General features: G+C 67.9%; 19 protein-coding genes and 1 pseudogene. 10 read left to right on the forward strand and 10 right to left on the reverse strand.

All coding sequences use genetic code 11. The features are described 5' to 3' along the window. Window position 1 precedes the first annotated feature (1 nt). From pgsA to CDO52_RS20705, 4 genes and pseudogenes are all read right to left on the reverse strand, one after another. Window positions 2–610, reverse strand: a complete 609-nt coding sequence (gene pgsA / locus CDO52_RS20690) for a CDP-diacylglycerol--glycerol-3-phosphate 3-phosphatidyltransferase (protein WP_017620841.1) — start codon at window positions 608–610, stop codon at window positions 2–4. Beyond that, window positions 607–2,088 carry a 30S ribosomal protein S12 methylthiotransferase RimO gene (gene rimO, locus CDO52_RS20695; RefSeq protein WP_017620842.1) on the reverse strand — a complete coding sequence of 494 codons (1,482 nt, stop codon included), beginning with the start codon at window positions 2,086–2,088 and terminating at the stop codon, window positions 607–609. Before rimO ends, pgsA begins: the two co-directional genes overlap by 4 nt. A gap of 219 nt (window positions 2,089–2,307) precedes the next feature. Next, a complete protein-coding gene (locus CDO52_RS20700; protein WP_017620843.1) occupies window positions 2,308–3,378 on the reverse strand; it encodes a helix-turn-helix domain-containing protein in 1,071 nt (356 codons plus the stop codon). A 178-nt stretch (window positions 3,379–3,556) separates the two neighbouring features. Further along, window positions 3,557–5,915, reverse strand: a pseudogene (locus CDO52_RS20705) (DNA translocase FtsK). On the opposite strand from CDO52_RS20705, the gene CDO52_RS28250 reads away from it, so the two are divergent. Continuing rightward, entirely contained in the window at window positions 5,878–6,240 is a 363-nt protein-coding gene (locus CDO52_RS28250; protein ID WP_198345911.1) for a hypothetical protein, read from the forward strand. The pseudogene CDO52_RS20705 and the gene CDO52_RS28250 overlap by 38 nt on opposite strands. Before the next feature lie 15 nt (window positions 6,241–6,255). On the opposite strand, the gene CDO52_RS20710 is transcribed toward CDO52_RS28250, so the two are convergent. The 3 genes from CDO52_RS20710 to CDO52_RS20720 form a co-directional block, all read right to left on the reverse strand. After that, a complete protein-coding gene (locus CDO52_RS20710; protein ID WP_017620845.1) occupies window positions 6,256–7,941 on the reverse strand; it encodes a ribonuclease J in 1,686 nt (561 codons plus the stop codon). Then, window positions 7,938–8,915 carry a 4-hydroxy-tetrahydrodipicolinate synthase gene (gene dapA / locus CDO52_RS20715; RefSeq protein WP_083920063.1) on the reverse strand — a complete coding sequence of 326 codons (978 nt, stop codon included), beginning with the start codon at window positions 8,913–8,915 and terminating at the stop codon, window positions 7,938–7,940. The genes CDO52_RS20710 and dapA overlap by 4 nt, the downstream gene beginning before the upstream one ends. A 268-nt stretch (window positions 8,916–9,183) precedes the next feature. Then, a complete protein-coding gene (locus CDO52_RS20720) occupies window positions 9,184–9,561 on the reverse strand; it encodes a phage holin family protein (RefSeq protein WP_017620847.1) in 378 nt (125 codons plus the stop codon). 207 nt (window positions 9,562–9,768) lie between these two features. On the opposite strand from CDO52_RS20720, the gene CDO52_RS20725 reads away from it, so the two are divergent. The 7 genes from CDO52_RS20725 (at window position 9,769) to CDO52_RS20755 (ending at window position 16,352) form a co-directional block, all read left to right on the forward strand. Further along, window positions 9,769–10,311, forward strand: coding sequence for a GNAT family N-acetyltransferase (locus CDO52_RS20725; protein ID WP_017620848.1), 543 nt, complete (start codon window positions 9,769–9,771; stop codon window positions 10,309–10,311). A gap of 168 nt (window positions 10,312–10,479) precedes the next feature. Continuing rightward, the gene (locus CDO52_RS20730) at window positions 10,480–11,361 is read left to right on the forward strand and encodes a 1,4-dihydroxy-2-naphthoate polyprenyltransferase (RefSeq protein ID WP_017620849.1); all 882 of its coding nucleotides are present in this window, start codon (window positions 10,480–10,482) and stop codon (window positions 11,359–11,361) included. A 118-nt stretch (window positions 11,362–11,479) separates the two neighbouring features. Then, window positions 11,480–12,040 carry a hypothetical protein gene (locus CDO52_RS20735; RefSeq protein WP_157745650.1) on the forward strand — a complete coding sequence of 187 codons (561 nt, stop codon included), beginning with the start codon at window positions 11,480–11,482 and terminating at the stop codon, window positions 12,038–12,040. Further along, entirely contained in the window at window positions 12,024–12,653 is a 630-nt protein-coding gene (locus CDO52_RS20740; RefSeq protein WP_017620851.1) for an OmpA family protein, read from the forward strand. Before CDO52_RS20735 ends, CDO52_RS20740 begins: the two co-directional genes overlap by 17 nt. A gap of 260 nt (window positions 12,654–12,913) precedes the next feature. Beyond that, the gene (locus CDO52_RS20745) at window positions 12,914–13,681 is read left to right on the forward strand and encodes an IclR family transcriptional regulator (RefSeq protein WP_017620852.1); all 768 of its coding nucleotides are present in this window, start codon (window positions 12,914–12,916) and stop codon (window positions 13,679–13,681) included. A 207-nt stretch (window positions 13,682–13,888) separates the two neighbouring features. After that, complete coding sequence (glpK, locus tag CDO52_RS20750) at window positions 13,889–15,385, forward strand: glycerol kinase GlpK (protein ID WP_094932627.1); 1,497 nt, start codon at window positions 13,889–13,891, stop codon at window positions 15,383–15,385. Window positions 15,386–15,605: 220 nt separating this feature from the next. Next, complete coding sequence (locus CDO52_RS20755) at window positions 15,606–16,352, forward strand: MIP/aquaporin family protein (protein WP_017620855.1); 747 nt, start codon at window positions 15,606–15,608, stop codon at window positions 16,350–16,352. Between the two features lie 108 nt (window positions 16,353–16,460). Here CDO52_RS20755 and CDO52_RS20760 read toward each other — a convergent pair whose 3' ends face one another. Beyond that, a complete protein-coding gene (locus CDO52_RS20760; RefSeq protein ID WP_026126210.1) occupies window positions 16,461–17,012 on the reverse strand; it encodes an ATP-binding protein in 552 nt (183 codons plus the stop codon). A 237-nt stretch (window positions 17,013–17,249) separates the two neighbouring features. On the opposite strand from CDO52_RS20760, the gene CDO52_RS20765 reads away from it, so the two are divergent. Beyond that, window positions 17,250–18,113, forward strand: a complete 864-nt coding sequence (locus CDO52_RS20765; RefSeq protein WP_026126211.1) for a helix-turn-helix domain-containing protein — start codon at window positions 17,250–17,252, stop codon at window positions 18,111–18,113. Further along, the gene (locus CDO52_RS20770) at window positions 18,110–18,349 is read left to right on the forward strand and encodes a DUF397 domain-containing protein (RefSeq protein WP_017620858.1); all 240 of its coding nucleotides are present in this window, start codon (window positions 18,110–18,112) and stop codon (window positions 18,347–18,349) included. The genes CDO52_RS20765 and CDO52_RS20770 overlap by 4 nt, the downstream gene beginning before the upstream one ends. A gap of 175 nt (window positions 18,350–18,524) precedes the next feature. Here the strand turns inward: CDO52_RS20770 and CDO52_RS20775 are convergent, their stop codons facing one another. Both CDO52_RS20775 and CDO52_RS20780 read right to left on the reverse strand, forming a co-directional pair. Further along, on the reverse strand, window positions 18,525–19,220 hold the full coding sequence (locus CDO52_RS20775) for a thioesterase II family protein (protein WP_157745652.1): 696 nt from the start codon (window positions 19,218–19,220) through the stop codon (window positions 18,525–18,527). 24 nt (window positions 19,221–19,244) lie between these two features. Continuing rightward, a complete protein-coding gene (locus CDO52_RS20780) occupies window positions 19,245–20,735 on the reverse strand; it encodes an APC family permease (protein ID WP_332459739.1) in 1,491 nt (496 codons plus the stop codon). Window positions 20,736–20,871 lie beyond the last annotated feature (136 nt).

The following is a 20,871-nucleotide window of genomic DNA, read 5'->3' on the forward strand; positions in this document are numbered from 1 at the left end:
TCTAGCTCTCCGCGTCGCGCCGGGCCGCCCGGCGCAGCCGCATGGCCTGGACGACGTAGTCGACGCCGGTCCACACGGTGACCACGAGCGCCGCCCCCATGAGCGCGTGGGGGACATACAGCAGCGGGACGGGCATCCAGGCCGGCATCGGGATCAGGTAGGCGGTGATCGCGACGATCTGCAGCACCGTCTTGAGCTTCCCGCCGCGGCTTGCCGGAATCACCCCGTACCGGATGACGGCGAACCGCAGCAGGGTGATCCCCCACTCTCGGACCAGGATCGCGATGGTCACCCACCACCACAGCTCGCCCAGCATGGACAGCACGACCAGGGCCGCCCCGGTCAGCGCCTTGTCGGCGATGGGATCGGCGACCTTGCCGAAATCCGTGACCAGATTGCGCCGCCGCGCCAGCTCGCCGTCGATCCGGTCGGTGATGGCCGCCAGCACGAACACCCCCAGCGCGGCGAGGCGCCACCCGGGAGGCTCCAGGAACATGAACACGACGAAGAGCGGCACCATCACGAGCCGACTCATCGTCAGGATGTTCGCGATGTTCCAGACCGGAACATGGCGGGGGACGGGGGTGGCGGGGGAGTCCTGCGGGCTCATTGCGTATCCGGGGTGTCCAGGGTGTCGTCGGCCGCCGCGTTCCGGCCCTCTGTCTCTGCCACTACCTCAGCCTCCGCCACCAGGTCGGCGCCCATCGCCGCGGTCACGGTCGCCGGAACCAGATCGCCGACCTTCAGACCCTCGCCGTGCACGATCGTGCTGCCGTCCACTTCGGGCGCCTGGTGCGCGGCACGGCCCTCGTAGGTGCCGTCGTCCAGTTCGGCCTCGATGAGCACCTCCACGGTGGTTCCGACGCGCTCCTCCGAGCGCTGGGCCATGAGCTCCTCGGCGAGCCGGTTGAGGCGGTCGACGCGCTCGGCGACGACGTCGTCGGGCAGCTTGCCCTCGAAGTCGGCGGCCTCGGTGCCGTCCTCGTCGGAGTAGCCGAAGACACCGATGGCGTCGAGCCGGGCCGACTCCAGGAAGGCCACCAGCTCCTCGAAGTCCTCCTCGCTCTCGCCGGGGAACCCGACGATGAAGTTCGAGCGGGCACCGGCCTGCGGCACCGCCTTCCGGGCGGTCTCCAGCAGTTCCAGGAAGCGCTCCCGGTCGCCGAAGCGCCGCATCCGACGCAGCAGTGGGCCGCTGGCGTGCTGGAAGGAGAGGTCGAAGTAGGGCACGACGCCGGGTGTGGAGGTCAGCACGTCGATCAGGCCCGGGCGCACCTCGGCGGGCTGCAGGTAGCTGACGCGGACGCGCTCGATCCCCTCGACCGCGGCGAGGCGCGGCAGCAGCTTCTCCAGGGCCCGCAGGTCGCCCAGGTCCTTGCCGTAGGAGGTGGAGTTCTCGCTGACCAGGAAGAGTTCGCGGACGCCCTCGCCGGCCAGCCACTCGGCCTCGCGCACGATGTCGTCGGGCTGCCTGGAGATGTAGGCACCGCGGAAGGCGGGGATGGCGCAGAAGGTACAGCGGCGGTCGCAGCCGGAGGCGATCTTGAGGTTGGCCACCGGGCCGCCGGTCAGCCTCCGACGCGGGATGCGCGGCCCGGACGCGGGCGCGATGCCCTCGGGCAGCGGTTCGAACTCGGCGTGCCCGGGAACGTGGGTCTCGGCCCCAGGCCGTTCCACCGGGGAGATCGGGAGCAGCGTGCGCCGGTCGCGGGGCGAGTGCGGGGCGAGCTCGCGCCCCTCCAGGACGTCGTCGAGGCGCTCGGAGATCTCCGCGTAGTCGTCGAACCCGATGACCTCTGCCTCGGGCAGGGCCTCGGCGAGCTGGGAGCCGTAGCGCTCCGCCATGCAGCCCGCGGCGACGACCTTCGTCCCCTCCTCGGCGGAGTCGAGCAGAGCCTCGATGGAGTCCTGCTTGGCGGCCTCGATGAACCCGCAGGTGTTCACGACGACAACGTCGGCCTTCTCGTCGCTCTCGGCGTCGAGCAGGTCCCAGCCGCCGGCCGAGAGCCGCCCGGCGAGTTCTTCGGAATCAACCTCATTCCGCGCGCACCCCAGGGTGACGAGCGAAACAGTACGGCGCGATGACATGGCTTCCAAGGTTCGACAGACGATTTGAGGGTGCGGCGATCCGCCACGGCAACCAGCCTAGACGCCCTGCCGCGAACTTCGTCCACGTGGCTTCCGCGAACCCCCGTGGGCGCGGGGGTGAACTTCGGGTGCGCACGGCTGTCCGCAGCGCGCGGCCGCACGCTCCACCCGGCCCGCAGCACGGCCGGACCGGTCGACTCAGTAGCGCGTGCGCTGGGATTACGCGTCGCTGTCCGAGCGGTCGTTGCGCTTGCTCGCGAACTCCCGGTCAATGGTGATCCGGGTCACTTCCCCCTTGGTGCCCGGCACACCCCGCTGCCGACCGTTGACGTCGAGCAGGATGCCCCCCGCGTTGCCCAGGTCCAGGCGCAGCTCCTCGGGATGGGTCCACTCCCGCTGCTCGCCGGAGCGCAGGAAACCGGTGAACCTGTTCTCACCATCGCCGTCGATGACCCGGATCCAACTGCGCGCACGGGCACTGACCGTGACCTCGACCTTGTCGGGCAGCTCGCGTTCGCGCACTTCGGCGACCATCGTGGCCTGCCCCTGCTCCCGTTTCTCCGCGGTCCGCTTCGCGGCGTCCGCCCGGGACTCGGCGATGCCCGACGTATCCGACATCGACGCCTTCATGAAGCCGTCGGCGGCCTCACTCCCGCTCCATGCGTGGATCCCCGCGACGACCGCGGCGGCGGCGAGCGTCAGGGTCACCGCCGTCGACCAGTAGCGATTCGCGGCGGCGGCGAACGCCGCCGCGATCCGGGCGCGCGCCGCCGCATAGCGCTCGCCCTCGTCGGCGGAGCCGTCGCGCGGGGGCGGGGGCGGAGGCGGCTGGACGGGTCGGACGTTCTCCGGGCCGTCCTCCTCCGGGGGCACCTCGCGCGGCTCCGGCCGCGGGCGTTCGCGCTTGCTCTTGGGCCGTTCGCGCTTCCCCCGCGCCTTGCGCACGGCCTCCGCCCACCGCCCGAACACCTCGGAGGCGCCGGTGGCGACCGCCTGGTCCGTGGTCTCGGACCGGTCGCTCGGCGGGATGGCCGGAACCATGCCCACCTCCTCGCGGGAGGCGTGCTCGCGGTCGTACTCCTCGATCAGCGGGGTGTGGTCGACCCCGATCGCGCGGCACACCGACCGGATGTGTCCGCGCGCGTAGAAATCCCCTCCACAGGGGGCGAAGTCCTCCCGTTCCATCGCGGCGAGGACGGTTTCTCTGATGCAGGTACGAGCACTGAGTTCGTCGATCGAGTAGCCGACCCGTTCGCGGGCAGCGGCCAGAGTCCGGCCGATCGTGGTCATGTCCGTCCTCTCCCCCCAAGAGCGCTTTTCCACGGACCGCTACGCAATCTGTACCCACTGTGCTCGTCACACCGTGCGAAGACGCCCAGACACTCCCCGTCGATCAGTTAAAAGTCGGTCAATGACGGCATCTTCCGAAGTTTGACCTCGCGCGAGAACCGCGGTGGGGGCGCGGAAATCACCCTCCTCGGATGGCCGCGAGCACCCCGGGCAGCTCGTCCGGGGTCACCAGCACGTCGCGGGCCTTGGACCCCTCGCTCGGGCCCACGACGTCACGGCTCTCCATGAGGTCCATCAGCCGCCCGGCCTTGGCGAAGCCGACGCGCAGCTTGCGCTGCAGCATCGAGGTGGAGCCGAACTGGGTGGTCACCACGAGTTCGACGGCCTGCAGCAGCAGATCGAGATCCTCGCCGATCTCCTCATCGATGTCCTTCTTCTTCGCTTCGGCGGTACCGACGTCCTCTCGGTAGCTGGGCTCGGACTGCTTCTTGCAGTGGTCGACGATCGCCCGGATCTCCTTCTCCGAGACCCAGGCGTTCTGCAGCCGGATGGGCTTGCCCGCCCCCATCGGCAGGAACAGGGCGTCACCCTTGCCGACCAGCTTCTCCGCCCCCGGCTGGTCGAGGATGACCCGGCTGTCGCTCAGGCTGGAGGTGGCGAACGCCAGCCGCGAGGGCACGTTCGCCTTGATCAGGCCGGTGACGACGTCGACGCTGGGCCGCTGGGTGGCCAGCACCAGGTGGATCCCGGCCGCGCGGGCGAGCTGGGTGATGCGTACGACCGAGTCCTCGACGTCGCGCGGCGCGACCATCATCAGGTCGGCCAGCTCGTCCACGATGACGAGCAGGTAGGGGTAGGGCTCGTACTGGCGCTCGCTGCCGGGCGGCGCGGTCAGCTCACCGGTGCGCACGGCGGCGTTGAAGTCGTCGATGTGGCGGTACCCGGACGCCGCGAGGTCGTCGTAGCGCCGGTCCATCTCGCCCACCACCCACTGCAGCGCGTCGGCCGCCTTCTTCGGGCTGGTGATGATCGGCGTGATGAGGTGCGGGATGCCCTCGTACATGGTGAGCTCGACGCGCTTGGGGTCGACCAGGATGAGCCGCACCTCGTCGGGCGTGGCCCGCATCATGATCGAGGTGATGAGGCCGTTGATGCACGTCGACTTACCGGCACCGGTGGCACCGGCGACCAGCACGTGGGGCATCTTGGCCAGGTTGGCGACGACGTTGGCGCCCTCGATGTCCTTGCCCAGCCCCACCAGCATGGGGTGGTTGTCGGATGTCGCGGCGGGCGACCGCATGATGTCGCCGAGGCTGACGATGTCCTTGTCGGTGTTGGGGATCTCCACCCCGATGGCCGACTTGCCGGGGATCGGCGACTGGATCCGCACGTCGGAACTCTTCACCGCGAGCGACATGTTCTTGGTGAGCGCGGTGACCTTCTCGACCTTGACGGCCGGGCCGAGCTCGATCTCGTAGCGGGTGACGGTCGGCCCCCGGGTGAAGCCGGTGACCTCGGCGTCGATGTTGAACTGCTCCATGACCCCCGACAGCGCCGCGACGACCTCGTCGTTGGCCTTGGTCCGGGGCTTGGGCGGGGTGCCCGGCTTGAGCATCGGGGGCGGGGGAAGCTCGTAGTCGCCGTCGACGACGCGCGAGGGAATCGAGAGCTGCTCGGCGGCCTCCGGAGCGGGAGTGGGGTCGGGCGGCGTTGCCGACGCCGTCTTCGCCTTCCCCGGTTTGGCCGGCGTCTCCTGCGCGGCCGTGGCGACGACGGGCTGTCGTAGGGCGCTCGTTGTCGCCCGCGACGGTCGTCGGTTCGTCGGCGTCGGTGGCCTCGGGTGTGGCCCGCGGCTTGCGTTTGCGTTTGCGCTGGGGCTTGGCCGGGGGGTCGAGGATGCCGACCCCGGCGTTGGGTCCGCCGTCGCGCTCCATCATCGGCCCGAGCAGCCCGGCCAGGCGCTCGGGGATGCGGTGGATGGGGGTCGCGGTGACGACGAGGATGCCGAACGCGAAGACCATGCACAGCAGCACCCCGGTGATCCACGGGGTGATGAGGTGGCTCAGCGGCCCGGACGCGGCGAAGCCGATGAGGCCTCCGGCCGCGCGGACCTTCTCGGCGCCGTCGGCGGGCCACGGGATGCCGTGGGCGATGTGGATCAGGCCGAGCAGCCCGATCATCAGGGCCGAGTAGCCGATGAGGAGCCGCCCCACATCGGCCTGGCCGTCGTTGCCGGGGGTCCGCATGAGCCGCCACGCGAACGGGATGAACAGCAGCGGGAGCACCGGGGAGAACGCGCCGAAGGCCCCCACGACGATCATGCGGGTGACCTCGGGCAGCGGTCCGTCGGTATCCCACCACACGGCGGCGGCGATGAGCAGGCCGAGGGCGAGCAGCACCATGCCCAGCCCGTCGCGGCGCAGGTCGGGGTCGAGGTCGCGGGCGCTGCGGCCGACGGCGCGGGCGATGCCGCCGACGGTGTGCGCGAGCACCCTCCAGATGAACATCAGGGCGTGCCCCATCCAGACGGCGAACATCTCGATGGGCCCTTGCGGAGGGCTGCTCTTCCGGGCGGGCCGGCGTGTGCGCGACGTGGACGACCCGGAGGTCCGGCGGGCCGGGGCCTTCTTCCGGCCCGAACCGCCGCCGCTTCGGGCCGCTCCACCACCGGAACGCTGGGAGGACTTGGGCGATCGGGTGGCCATGGCGCTCAGCCTACTAAGGAAGACGCCGCAGATCAGCGACAAAGGGCCCCGGGCGTGTCGCGCGCCCGGGGCCACCCTCTCCGTTGATCTCGGGGATGTCGACCGAATACTCGTCGGTATTACGTCGATATCCCCGAGATCAACGAAAGAGGAGTGAAACAGGGAGGTGACGTCAGACCTCGACGATGACCGGCACGATCATCGGACGACGGCGGTAGTTCTCGTTGACCCACCGTCCGGTACCGCGGCGCACGAGCTGGCGCAGCTGGGTCGGGTCGGTGATGCCGTCGGCCGCGGCGCGCTCCAGGGAGTCCTGGAGCTTCGGGATGATCTCGTCGTAGGCTTCGACGTCGAGGCCCGCGCCCCGCGTGTGGATCTCCGGCTCGCCGACGATCTTGCCCGATGCGGTGTCGACCGCGACGACGACGGAGATGAACCCCTCCTCGCCGAGGATCCTGCGGTCCTTGAGCGCCGACTCGGTGACGTCGCCGACGGAGCTGCCGTCGACGTAGACGTACCCCGCCGGGACCGCGCCGGTGATGCGCGCCCGACCCTTGTACAGGTCAACGACGACGCCGTCCTCGGCGATGCAGATGCGGTCCTCGTCGAGCCCGGCCAGCGCGGCGATCTTGGCGTGCTCCCGCATGTGCCGCCATTCGCCGTGCACCGGCATGAAGTTGCGCGGCCGCACCATGTTGTGCACGTACAGCAGCTCGCCTGCGGACGCGTGCCCGGAGACGTGCACCAGCGCGTTGCCCTTGTGCACGACCTTGGCGCCCCACCGGATCAGGCCGTTGATGACCCGGTTCACCGAGGTCTCGTTGCCCGGGATGAGCGAGGAGGCGAGCAGCACGGTGTCGCCCTCCTCGATGCGGATCTGGTGGTCCCGGTTGGCCATCCGGGTCAGCGCCGACATCGGCTCGCCCTGCGATCCCGTGGAGACCAGCACCGCCTCGCCGGGCGGGAGGTCATCGAGCTGCTTGACGTCGACCAGCAGGTCGCCGGGGATGGTCAGGTACCCCAGGTCGCGCGCGATGTTCATGTTGCGCACCATCGAGCGGCCCACGAAGGCGACCTTGCGGCCGTGGGCCTTCGCGGAGTCGAGGACCTGCTGCACGCGGTGGATGTGCGAGGCGAAGCAGGCCACGATGATGCGCTGGGCGGACTGGGCGAAGACCTTGTCGATGGCGGGCGCGATGTCGCGCTCGCTGGTGACGAACCCCGGCACCTCGGCGTTGGTGGAGTCGGCCAGCAGCAGGTCGACGCCCTCGTCGCCGAGCCGGGCGAACCCGGCCAGGTCGGTCAGGCGGCCGTCGAGCGGCAGCTGGTCCATCTTGAAGTCGCCCGTGTGCAGCAGCGTGCCCGCGGGCGTGCGGATGGCAAGGGCCAAGGCGTCGGGGATGGAGTGGTTGACCGAGAGGAACTCCAGGTCGAACTCGCCGAACGAGCGCCGTTCGCCCTCCTCCACCTGTACGGTCACCGGTTTGATGCGGTGCTCGCCGAGCTTGGCCGAGATCAGGGCCAGCGTCAGCCGCGAACCCACGAGCGGGATGTCGGCCCGTTCACGGAGCAGGAACGGCACGGCGCCGATGTGGTCCTCGTGTCCGTGGGTGAGGACGAGGGCCTCAACGTCGTCGAGCCGGTCCCGGATGTACTCGAAGTCCGGCAGGATCAGGTCGACGCCGGGCTGCTCCTCCTCGGGGAAGAGCACGCCGCAGTCGACGATCAGCAGCTTGCCGCGGTACTCGAAGACCGTCATGTTCCGGCCGATCTCGCCAAGGCCCCCGAGGGCGACGACCCTCAGCGCGTCCTTGGCGAGCGGCGGCGGAGGGCCGAGCTCGGGGTGCGGGTGACTCATGCGGATCCTTCCGTCAGGCGTTCCACACCCACCACGCTGGCCGGGACGGCCTGGTGCGGGGCGAGGCCGGTCGGCCCCTTCACGCCCGCTGCCGCCAAGTCCTCACGAAGCAGCGCCTGCAGTTCGCCCGAGGCGTCCGCGAGCGGCGTGCGCACCGTTCCGCCGGGCAGGCCGAACATGTTCAGCACCGCCTTGGTGGTGATCACGCCCTGCGTGCGGAAGATCCCGGTGTAGACGGGAGTGAGGCGGCGGTGGATGGCCAGCGCCATCGCCACGTCGCCGGACTCGTAGGCATCGATCATGTCGTGCAGGTCCGCGCCGACGATGTGCCCGACGACGCTGACGAACCCGCAGGCACCGACCGACAGCAGCGGCAGGTTGAGCATGTCCGAACCGCAGTAGTAGGCGAGGTCGGTGCGCTCCATGACCCAGGAGCTGGCGCCGATGTCGTCCTTGGCGTCCTTGTTGGCGATGATGCGGGGGTGCTCGGCCAGCCGCACCAGCGTCTCCGACGCGATGGGTGTCCCGGTACGTCCGGGGATGTCATACAGCATGACCGGCAGCTCTGTGGCGTCGGCGATCGCCGTGAAGTGCCGGATCAGCCCCTCCTGGGGAGGCTTGTTGTAGTAGGGGGTCACGGTCAGCAGCCCGTGCGCACCGGCGCGCGCGGCCGCCTCCGCGAGTTCGATGCTGTGCCGGGTGTCGTTGGTGCCGACACCGGCGACGACGGTGGCGCGGTCGCCGACGGCCTCCACCACGGAGCGCAGCAACCGGTCTTTCTCGTCGTCGTCCGTCGTGGGCGACTCACCAGTGGTACCGCTGATAATGAGGCCGTCATTGCGCTGCTCATCGACCAGATAGGCCGCGAGACGGGCGGCACCGTCGTAGTCGACGTCGCCGTTCTCGTGCATGGGGGTGACCATCGCGGTCAACATCTGGCCGAAGGGCGCGTTCGGCTGAGAGCTGCCTGCCATATGCAAAACGTACCGCGCTCGGACGCCACCTGCGGCCATGCGACCCGGTCGAAGTGGATTTTTGGGACGTAGGCCGACCTTCCAACGCGCCTCCGGCACACCCCCGGCGCCGCGCGCGTTCCTGCGGCATGCTCGGGCTTCCGGCCCCGCGACCCCGGCGACCCGGTGACACGGCTAACAGCCCGCGACACGCGCCCACATCGGCGGTGACCCGACATGAAGAGCCGGTGCCCTGGGGCACCGGCTCTGTCACACGGCAAGGGCTCGGCTAGTCGTCCCCGTCCGGGAGGAAGAGGCTGAGAAGCCAGCTGACCACGGCGATGACGATCGCACCCCAGAAGGCGGGCCAGAAGCCGTCGATGGTGAAAGGAAGGTTGAACAGGCCCGCGACCCACTCGGTAAGCATGAGCAGCAGGGCGTTCACGACCAGGGCTACGAGGCCGAGCGTGAGGGCGTAGAAAGCGCATCCCACGGTCTTCACGATCGGCTTGATGACGGCGTTGACGAGACCGAAGATCACCCCGACCGCCAGATAGACGATGATCTGGTCGGCAGGGTCCGTGGCCGCGACGTTGATCCCGTTGATCAGGAACACCGCCGCCCACAGGGCGATCGCATTCACGAGGATTCTGATGATGATGCTCACGGACTCGATATTCCCACGTACGGGCTGGTACGCGAACTCGAGCGCCGACTTTTCCGGGCAGAACCCGGGTCCACCCCGATCCGCTCTCAGGGGCGCGGCCGCCGCCGGGCCCGAACACGCCACCCCTGTGGATTTCCCCGAAGGGCACCGGCGGTGGGACGATTTGGCGTGTTGCCGCGCCGCCCCGTCGACCGGATGAGAGCCTCCATGCCCGAACAGCGATTCGTCCGATCCGCCCGTGTGGAGGACATCGACGACGTCGTGGCCGTTCAGGTCGCGGCGTGGCGCTCGATGTACGGGGAGACGCTGCCCGACGCCGTGCTCGACGAGCTCACCGGGGAGGAGGCCGGGGCGAAGTTCCGCGAGCAGTGGCGGGTCGCGGTGCAGAGCCCGCCCACGTCGCGGCACCGGCTTCTGGTCGCCACCGACGAGCGGAAGGTCGTGGGGTTCGCCTCACTCGGCCCGGCCGAGGACGACGACCTGTGGCCGGGCACCGACGCCGAGATCTACGCCCTGCACGTCCACCCGGACCACCTGCACCACGGGCACGGCAGCCGCCTGCTGAACTCCGTCGTGGACCACCTCGTCGACGACGGGTTCCATCGCGTGGTGATGTGGACGCTGGAGGCGGACAACCGGCTGCGCGACTTCGCCGAGTCGGCCGGGTGGCGGCCGGACGGCGCCCGGCGCGAGCTGGACATGGGCGAGCGTGTGCCGATGATCCGGCTGCACGCCGCCATCAGCGCGTGACCTTTCGGCGTGCCGGGGTGGCACGCCGGGGCCTTCACGCCCCTCAGCGATTCCGGCGCTACGGTTGAAACGCGGCGCCACGAGCGCGCCGACGAGGCACAGCACACCACCGATCCGGGCACCGCGCTGCCCGGACGGAGGCGGAGAAGTAGAAAGTGGGGCCGAGGCGTGGCCACGCTCAACCAGTGGGTCGCGGGGGCGCGCCCGCGCACCTTGCCGAGTTCGATCGTTCCGGTCGCGGTCGGTACGGGGGTCGCCGTCGGTGTCGGCGCACCCATGTGGTGGAAGGCCCTGCTCGCGATGGTGGTGGCGCTGGCGCTGCAGGTCGGTGTCAACTACGCCAACGACTACAGCGACGGCATCCGGGGCACCGACACCGAGGAGCGGGTCGGCCCCGTGCGGCTGACCGCCGCCCGACTGGCGCCTCCCAAGCAGGTGTTCTGGGCGGCGTGGGCGTGCTTCGCGGTGGCCGGGGTCGCGGGCCTGGTCCTGGTAGCCACGTCGTCGTGGTGGCTGCTGCTGATCGGGGCGCTGGCGATCGTGGCCGCCTGGTACTACACGGGCGGCAAGAACCCCTACGGCTACCGGGGCCTGGGCGAGCTGTCGGTCTTCGTCTTCTTCGGCCTGGTGGCGGTGGTCGGAACGGTCTTCGTCCAGCTCGACTACGTGCCGTGGCAGGCGTGGGTGGTGGCCATACCGGTGGGGCTGCTGTCGTGCTCGGTACTGGTCATCAACAACCTGCGGGACATCCCCACCGACTCCGAGACCGGCAAGATCACCCTGGCGGTGCGCCTCGGCGACATCTGGACCCGGCGGCTGTACCTGGCGTGCGTGGCGGGTGCCTTCGTGATCGCGCTGGCTGCCTTCCCCGCCAGCTGGTGGGTGGCGCTCGTGCTGCTCGCCGTTCCGCTGGCGGTGGGACCGGTGCGCCGGGTGACGGGCGGGCAGACCGGCCGCGACCTCATCCTCGGCCTGGGCGAGACGGGCAAGCTGCAACTGGCGTTCGGGATCCTGCTGACGGCGGGGCTGGCCCTGGGGGCGCTCGGCTGAGCGCCCGGGACGCAGCGCCGACGGCAACGGTTCCCCCAGCGCACCGGCCACATCCGGTCTGCTCCCGAGCCGTCGACCGCGGTGACACGTCCGAATCTTCCCCGATACGCTCCCCGGCATGGTTTTCCCCCGAAGTACCGGAACATCCCTGATGTCGCTCACCGCGTGCACGCTGCTGCTCACGGGGTGCGGCGTGTTCGGCGGCGACGATGGCGGTTCCTCGGAGGCGTCCAAGGAGCCGGTGAACGGCGGCAAGGTCGATCCCGGCGACGCCGAGGCCCGCGAGACCCTGGCGAGCCAGGACATCAGCATGATCGGCACGGACCTGCACTACGCCGTGCACGAGCTGTCGCGCGGCGCCAAGACCGTGGAGCTGACCTTCTCCGTCACCAACATCGGCGATGAGGAGTCCGGGATCGTCTTTAGCTTCCTCGGCAGAGGCGGCAAGGAGGACGTCTCGGGTGTCAAGTTGATCGACCCCGACAACGGCAAGGTCCACCTCCCCGCGACGGACAGCAACGGCGACTGCGTCTGCTCCTCCTACAGCGGCTCGATGTCATTCGAGCCGGACGACTCCGTTCTGTACAGCGCGACCTACGGCGCTCCCCCGGAGGACGTGAAAACGATGGACGTGTCGATCCCCAACGTCGGAACCCTGACCGATGTCCCGCTCAGCTGACGCCCGCGTGCGGCTGGTGGCGGCGTCGTCCGCACTACTGGTGCTGGGGGTTCCAGCGGCCGCGCGGGCGGACGCCCCGGATGAGCCGCGCGAGACCGTGGCCGAGGTTAAGGGCGGGGAGGTCGCCGAGGCTCCGATCCTGGAACTCAGCCCGCCCGTTCTGGATATCGAGGGCCCGATCGACGACCTCACCTTCGCGACCGAGGACGCCGACGGCGCGATCACGGACGCGGAGAACGACGAGGAGCGCGTCGTGACACTCGCCGCGGATGTCCTCTTCGAGTTCGACCAGGCCGACATCAGCGACGACGCTGAGGAGGCGTTGCAGGAGGCGGCCGACATCCTGCTGCGCGACGCCGACGGGAAGACCGTGGACATCGACGGCTACACCGACGCCAAGGGCGACGACGCCCACAACCAGGCCCTGTCCGAGGACCGCGCGAAGGCCGTGGAGAAGAAGCTGTCCGAGCTGGTCGGCGACGACGCCGACGTCACGTTCTCGGTCAGCGGGCACGGATCGGCCGACCCGGTCGCGCCGAACGAGATCGACGGCAAGGACAACCCCGAGGGCCGGAAGATGAACCGGCGCGTGGAGATCAGCTTCCCCCGCTGACCGCGTCTCCCTCCTGCGCACCCTGGGCGGCCCGGCGGGCTCCGGGCCGCCCGATTCACGTTGCTGCAGGCCCCCGGTGCAAGAACGCGTTCCGCGCTCCTCCGGCCGAGCAGGCGCCTGCTGGGGCTTCCCACCTGGAACGGGTCCCGCTCCGACCTCACGGTGCGTGCACTAGCACAGACCTCGCTAGTAGTACAGGTCACACATTCCAGTACTATCGCCGTGTGACATTGTCGTACTAGGGAGTGGTGGTACCCCGCATGGCTGGCAGGATCCAATCGATCGAGCGCGCCGCCGCCATCCTCCGGTTGCTGGCCGGCGGTGCCCGTGGGCTGAGCCTCGCGGAGATCTCCCGAACCCTGGAGCTGCCCAAGGGCACCGTCCTGGGTCTGCTGCGCACCCTGCAGCACGTGGGGTTCGTGGAACAGGACAGCGAGACCGGCCACTACCAGCTGGGTGGAGGGGTGCTCCGGCTAGGCACCCGTTATCTCGACGGCAATGAGCTGCGCACCCGCGCCCTGAACTGGGCGGACTCCCTCGCCGCGCGCAGCGGTGAAAGCGTGCGCATCGGGACGCTGCACGAGGCGCAGGTCCTGGTGGTGCACCACGTGTTCCGCCCGGATGACACGCGTCAGACGCTGGATGTCGGCTCCCTCCTCCCTCTGCACGCCACGGCGCTGGGCAAGACGCTGATGGCCTTCGACCCCCTCGCAGCCCCCGTAGACCTCGCCGAGGAGGAGCTCAAGAGCTTCACAAACCACACCATCACCGAGGTCAGCACGCTTCTTGACGAGCTGGACGAGATCCGGCACCAGGGGTGGGCCGCGGAGATGGAGGAACTGGTAGAGGGCGAGGTCGCGATCGCCGCACCCATCCGTGACCGGCGGGGAATGACCGTGGGCGCGATCGGGCTGTCGGGGGCGGTGGAGCGACTGTGCAACGGACACGGATTGCTCATGGAGCAGGTCTCCTACGTCCGCGACGCAGCCCGGTCAATATCGCGTGACCTGGGAGCTCATCCCTGGTAGGCGCAAAGGTGTGATGATAGGCGGATATCGTCATGAAACAGTCACGGATTCACATTCTTGGCTTGACACGCCCTAGAGACCTGACTCACACTCGTACCACGCGTTCTACATTGTCGTACGCCATGCGTAATCCCCTGAAGCGACTACCTACCGGTCGCACGGGGGACCCCGCCGCCCCAATCCCTTTCGCCGGAGGCGAGTAATCGGATGACCAGCCAGTACATTGCCGCGATCGACCAAGGCACCACGTCCAGCCGGTGCATCATCTTCGACCACGACGGCAGGATCGTCTCCGTCGGTCAGCGCGAGCACCGGCAGATCTTCCCCCAGCCCGGATGGGTCGAGCACGACGCCTCTGAGATCTGGGACAACGTCAAGATCGTCGTCGAAGAGGCCCTTGAGAAGGGCAACATCACCCGCGAGCAGCTCGCCGCCGTCGGCATCACCAACCAGCGCGAGACCACGGTGGTGTGGGACCGCGAGACCGGCGAACCGGTCCACAACGCCATCGTCTGGCAGGACACGCGCACCGACGACCTGATCCATGAGCTTGCCGGCGTCGTCGGCCAGGAGCGCTTCCGCGAGCGCTGCGGCCTGCCGCTCGCCACCTACTTCTCCGGGCCGAAGCTGCGCTGGCTGCTCGACCAGGTCCCCGGCGTACGAGAGCGTGCCGAGCGCGGCGAGCTGCTGTTCGGCACCATGGACACGTGGATCATCTGGAAGCTGACGGGGCGCCACGTCACCGACGTGACCAACGCCAGCCGCACCATGCTGATGAACCTGCGGACCCTCGACTGGGACCCGTTCATCCTCGACGCCATGAACGTCCCCCGGAGCATGCTTCCGGAGATCGCCTCCTCCGCCGAGGTCTACGGCGAGGCCCACGAGTTCCTCAAGGGTGTTCCCGTCGCCTCCGCGCTGGGTGACCAGCACGCTGCCCTCTTCGGCCAGACCTGCTTCGACCCGGGCGATGTCAAGGGCACCTACGGCACGGGTACCTTCCTGGTCCTCAACACGGGCACCGAGCCGGTCATGAGCTCCAACGGCCTGCTTACCACGCTCGGCTACAAGATCGGCGACCAGGACGCGGTCTACGCCCTGGAAGGCTCCATCGCCGTCACCGGCTCCCTGGTCCAGTGGATCCGCGACAACCTCGGCCTCATCTCCAGCGCCGCCGAGATCGAGACGCTCGCGCGCACGGTCGAGGACAACGGTGGCTGCTACATCGTCCCGGCGTTCTCCGGCCTGTTCGCGCCGCACTGGCGCAGCGACGCCCGAGGCGTCATCAGCGGCCTGACCGGCTACGTCAACAAGGGCCACATCGCCCGCGCCGTTCTGGAGGCCTCCGCCTGGCAGACCCGCGAGGTCGCCGACGCGATGCGCCAGGACTCCGGTACCGACCTGCACAGCCTGCGTGTCGACGGCGGTATGACCGCGGACAACCTGCTCATGCAGATCCTCGCCGACGTCCTCGACGTCGAGGTCGTGCGCCCGATGGTCGCCGAGACCACCTGCCTCGGCGCGGCCTACGCCGCCGGTCTCGCCGTCGGCTACTGGCCGACCATCGACAGCCTGCGCGCCAACTGGCACAAGGCCGCCGAGTGGTCGCCGAAGATGGAGCCCGCGGAGCGCAACCGCGAGTACTACAACTGGAACAAGGCCGTCCAGCGGACCCTTGGCTGGGTCGAGCGCGAAGAGGCCTGAGGGGCCACGCCCTTGTGCGCGGGCCGTCATCGCACAGGCGGCCCGCGCCCCATAGCGACGGGGGAAGCCCCGCACCTGATGCCGAACGATCGGCACGTTTCACCGGCCGCAGCAGGCAGAGCAGCCTCCGGCCACCCCACCCGGCGCCCCGCATGCGCCGCTCCACCATCCCCTGGGACAGCCCTGTCCCGGACGGTTCACTCCGTACAGGAGGTCCTTCATGGTTTACATCGCTGAATTCGTCGGAACAGCAATCCTCACCCTGCTGGGTTGTGGTGTTGTCGCCGGTGTCGTCCTCGCCAAGACGAAGGCGCACGCTGGCGGCTGGATCGTCATCACGTTCGGCTGGGGTATGGGCGTGGCGATGGCCGTCTACACCGTTGGGCAGTACAGCGGCGCACACATCAATCCGGCCGTGACCATCGGACTTGCATCGATCGGTGATCTCGACTTGAAGCTGGTGCCGGGCTACATCGCGGCTCAGCTCGCGGGCGCCTTCTTCGGCGCGGTGTTGGTCTACCTGGCCTACATCAACCACTGGAAGGAGACCGAGGACGCGGGCACCAAGCTCGCGGTCTTCAGCACTGCGCCGGAGGTCCGCAACATCCCGGCCAACTTCGGCACTGAGGTCATCGGCACGGCGATGCTGGTTTTCGGTGTCCTGGGCATCGGTTCCAACATCAACCCGATCGGCAAGGAGACCGACCTGGCCCTCCTGTTCGGTAGCGGTATCGCTCCCCTGCTGGTCGGTCTGCTGGTCTTCGCGATCGGCCTCTCCCTCGGCGGCCCGACCGGCTACGCCATCAACCCGGCCCGCGACCTGGGCCCGCGCATCGCCCACGCGCTCCTGCCCATCCCGGGCAAGGGCGGCTCCGACTGGTCCTACGCCTGGGTCCCGGTCGTCGCCCCGATCGTCGGCGGTGTCGTCGGCGCCCAGGCCTTCACCCTCCTGGGCTTCGGCGGCTAGCACCGATCTCGTCTCGACCACAAAGGGCGCGAACCTGAGGGGGGTTCGCGCCCTTCGTGTTTTCGGGGATCAGGTCGCTATCGCCGCTGAGGGACAGAGCCTCGGCGATCAGGCGATGCTCCACGCGCTGTCACGCAGGTCGTAGGCCAGGTAGAACCACACATGCCGGTGGCTGACCCACCCGCTATCGCCCCAATCGGTGGCGAACGCGTCGAGCAGCACCAGCCCGCGCCCGGTCTCGGAACCGGTGTCGAACCCGGCCGGATCGATGCGCAGGTATTCACGGACACCCCGGTAGCCATCCGCCATGCCGTTGTCCCGACAGGTCAGCTTGATCCCGTCCAGGGAGCGTTCGGCCACCAGGGTGTAGGTGTCCTCGCTGGTCCCGGAGTCGGAATGCTGGAGGGCGTTGTTGGCCAGCTCGCTACCCAAAAGCGTGAACAGGTAGCGGTACTCGGGGTCGCGCGAGGCCGCGCAGGTGTCGAGAAAGGCCCGGACCAGGGGCATGAGCTCAGGCATCCCCCAAAAGTCGAACCGGCGCCGGTTGTAGGGGGTGTCCCAGGTCCCATTGAAGTAGTGCCGATGGCCGGTCGGGATGAACCGGTTCAGCGGAACGGTCACCTCGGGCAGCGGAGCCACGGGCGTAAGCGAAGACGGCATGAGGGCACTCCTCACATGCAGGTTGGAGGGGGTGGAGGACCAACCAGGTGCCCGCAGGTTCTTCGCGATTCCTGAGATTCTGAAAGCGGACACCCCGTAGCGTGACCGATATAGACCCTGGGTTATGCGCTGGTCACTGGCTACACACTCAATAGTGATAGTGGATTCCACTATGGTCAAGCAGATTCAAGTGGAATCCACTATTAGTTTTGGTGATCACTCCCCTAGACTCCCCACATGCCTGCTCCCTACAGCCCCAGCGTCCGCCGACGCCGCCTCTCAGCTGAGCTCAAGCGCCTACGCAAAGAAGCCGGGTTGACCCTTCTCGATGCCGCGAAAGGGGCAGGGATGGGCAAATCGAACCTAAGCAAGATCGAGCAGGCCGAGTCGAAGACAGTCCCCGCTAAGACACTGGACAGGCTTCTCGACCTCTACAAGGTGACCAGCCCGCAGACCCGCGAAGCCCTGCACGCGCTTGCTCGCGACGCCCAGCAACGAGGCTGGTGGTCCAAGTACAAGGAGATCTTCAAAGAACAGGCCCTCCCCGACTTTGAAGCAGAGGCTTCGCTGATCAGAACCTTCGAAGCACAAATGATCCCGGGACTGCTCCAGACTCCCGAGTACACGGAGGCGCTTCTGATGGGGCGCCGCTACACAGCCCCTGACACCATCAAACGCAAGGTCGAGGCGCGGATGGCGAGGCGGGAGATCCTACACACATTCAACCCCGCCAAACTCCGCGCCGTGATCGACGAGGCCGCACTTCGCCGAGTCATCGGAGATCCATCCACCCACCTGGAACAACTGAAACACCTTCTCCACATGGCCCAGCTACCCAACGTGGACGTGCAGATCCTGCCGTTCAGCGCCGGTTCCCATGCTGCGCTCGGCGCACCGTTCACCATCCTCGACTTCCCCGACCCTCTCGACCTCCCCATCGTTTACGTCGAAACCGCGTCAGACGGTCTATTTCTGGAAGATCCGGACGAAGTCGAACAGCACAGTGCTACCTTCGGCGATGCCCAGGGCTCGGCCATGAGCACCGCGCATTCTGCCCGGTTCATTACCGAGGTACTGAACTCTCTAGAGAGCTATGCATGAGCACTGACCTTGACTTCCGCAAGAGCAGCTACAGCGGGCACGGACAAAACTGCGTCGAGATCGCTCACTTCCGGAAGAGCACCCACAGCGGCCAGGGCCAGGCCTGCGTTGAGGTCGCCGATGCCCTCACCGGCGCCGCCCTCCGAGACTCCAAACACCCGCACCACGGCCATCTCCCCTTCCCCTCCCCCGAATGGGCCGCCTTCCTCACCGCCGCCCGGACCCGAAGACTCTGACCGCCAACCCCCAGGTGGCCATCGACCATCGATGGCCACCACCTCACCCCTCTCAATAAGGGTGGCCGCTTCCGGCTGGGTTAGCTGAGACTGCGGGGCCATGGGCCCCTGTTCGGACATCGGGACACCGTCTGCTTCTCACGGTCGCCGCCGCACGCGCGGTTGGAAATGGGCGTTAGCCGAGTTCCCCCCGAGCTTCAAGAAACCATGATGCGAAGTCGGGCGAACGGAGAAAGTCCGAGTGGCCGCCGGAGAAGACATGCTGTGAACATGCCCCGTGGGTAGCGTGCTCCCACTCACCGATCCCGGCATCCGACGTCAGTGGATCCGAGTCTCCACGGACCGCCAGTACGGGGCAGCGGACCGGCTTGCACTGCAACGCGGGGAACTGTCCCAGCAGGCGAAGATCATGCATCGCGGTCTCGGCAACGACCTCTCGCCATTCCTCTGATGGCAGGTCGGTCAGCGCAGTGGGATCAACATTATCGAGGTACGCGGCCGTGCCCGACGGTGTGCTTGTGGCCGATGCCGGCACCGCGATCCGTGTGGGCGCGGTGGCGCCGACCACCACTAACGCGGAGATCGCCCTGCCGGCTTCCTCCAGCATCGCCGCAGTCGCGTACGCGACACAAGCACCGAAACTGTGCCCAAGCAGCACCGGGCACTCCAGTTGCCGAGTGCTCACCTGCTCGGTGCACAACCGCACGACCTGATCGAAAGACTCGGCGGGAGTACCGAAGTCTCTGCCGAACCGTCCGGGATACTTGGCAAGCCATGCCAATGGTTCGAGCTCTCGAATCAGTGGCCGGAACTCACCGCCGAACGAACCGGCACCGGGAAAGAGCACTGTGCCGCGGGGTGTCTCGCTCACTGTCACCTCCCAAGAAAACCGGGGTCATACATACACGCGTGTGTCGTCGGTCTTCGAGGTTCGGCGACCAAGAGCAGCGACCCCCAGCCAGACCACGGCAAACAAGACCCAGGACAGCCACAGAGACGGTCCGGCCAGCATCGTCACCAGCAGAACCGTCACGACACACATCAATGTGACAAGGCGTGCGATGTTCCCGCGGGCGAGCCTGGCGAATGCCGCTGCGCCGACTCCGTACAGCACGAAGTAGATTCCGCCGGACAAAACGAAGAGCCACTCGAATCGGAAGAGACCGCTGGATGCGAGGACCACGATCACCGCCAGCGTCGAGCCGACCACGATCACCGACGTCACTGGGTTAAGGTCCCGCTCACGTACCTTGCTCAGCGGAGCGGGCAGGTAGCCGCTCCGCGAAAGCCCGAACACCAACCGGGACAACGCCAGCACCGAGGCGAATACGTTCGCCGTAATCGAGGCGATCACCAGCAACAGGGTTGCCGGGCGGGCCAACTCACCGAGAGAGCGCTCCGCGAGGATCAACAGAGGCGCCGAATTCAGCCCGGCGTCATTGGAGTCGACGGCGGCGAACAGACCAAGTAGCAGGAGGGCGTAGAGCACCACCACGATCACATAGGAAGCCGCAAAAATACGTGGGATCAGATCAGAACGCTTGTGCTCCTCGAATGTGAAGGCCACCGTCTCCCAGCCGGTGAACGCCACGAAGACGGCGGTGAGCACAGCACCGACGCTGCCCACCGAGGGAAGGTCCGTGCTCGGCGGCTCAATCCCATGGACCTTCAGTGCGATCACCGCAGTACACGCGACCATCGCGAACAAACCGAGAATCAGTCCGACCTGCAACGTTCCCGACACGTTCGCACCGGCCAACGCGATCCCGGTGGCACCGGCGAGCACCACGACCGGAAACACCCACTCCAGGGAGCCTATACCCGAGAACTCCGCCACATAGCGTCCCCCGGTTATGGCCGTCGCCGGGATTCCGGCTGTCAGCGCGAAGGTCGCGAGCATCCCTGAGGTACGTCCCGTGATACCCCCCAGAGCCACCTCGGAGTAGTGGGCAACACCCGAAGCCGATGGATAGCGCCGACCGAGCCACGAATAGCAATAAAGCAGCGGTATGACAGAAATCGCGGCGACGGCCCATGGTACCCACGCCGACCTATCCAGCTGGTGATAACTCATCCCGGGGAGGATCATCATCCCACTCCCCAGAATTGTAGACAACGCTACAAACGTGCCTACGGTGCCGCCCATAGACTTTTGCAGCTTAACCAAGCTGCCCTCCTCATGTAGACGCGATGGCCGAGTCGACAGTGCGCTCGAGAGTACTAACCGGAGTCTCGCCGAGCATGTTCCCCCACGCCCCAACACCAGGTGAAACTCGCGTGAGGTGCGATCTTGCCACGCGGCGCTCTGACCCGTCCCGATGAATCTGTCACCACGTGCGGCTAAGACATGCAGAGTTCCGATACGGCTGATTGAGTTCGCAAACATAGCGCGTTAGTCGGCGACCATGGCGTCTGGTCGCGCGCCAGCAGCGATCTCAGACGGAATTTCTTCGTCGTTGAGCAATTCTGCTGGGAACCCGACTTCCGCGAGCATCTCTCCGATCTGGGAGTCCGCATAGGCA

Source organism: Nocardiopsis gilva YIM 90087 (assembly GCF_002263495.1).
Classification (GTDB): domain Bacteria; phylum Actinomycetota; class Actinomycetes; order Streptosporangiales; family Streptosporangiaceae; genus Nocardiopsis_C; species Nocardiopsis_C gilva.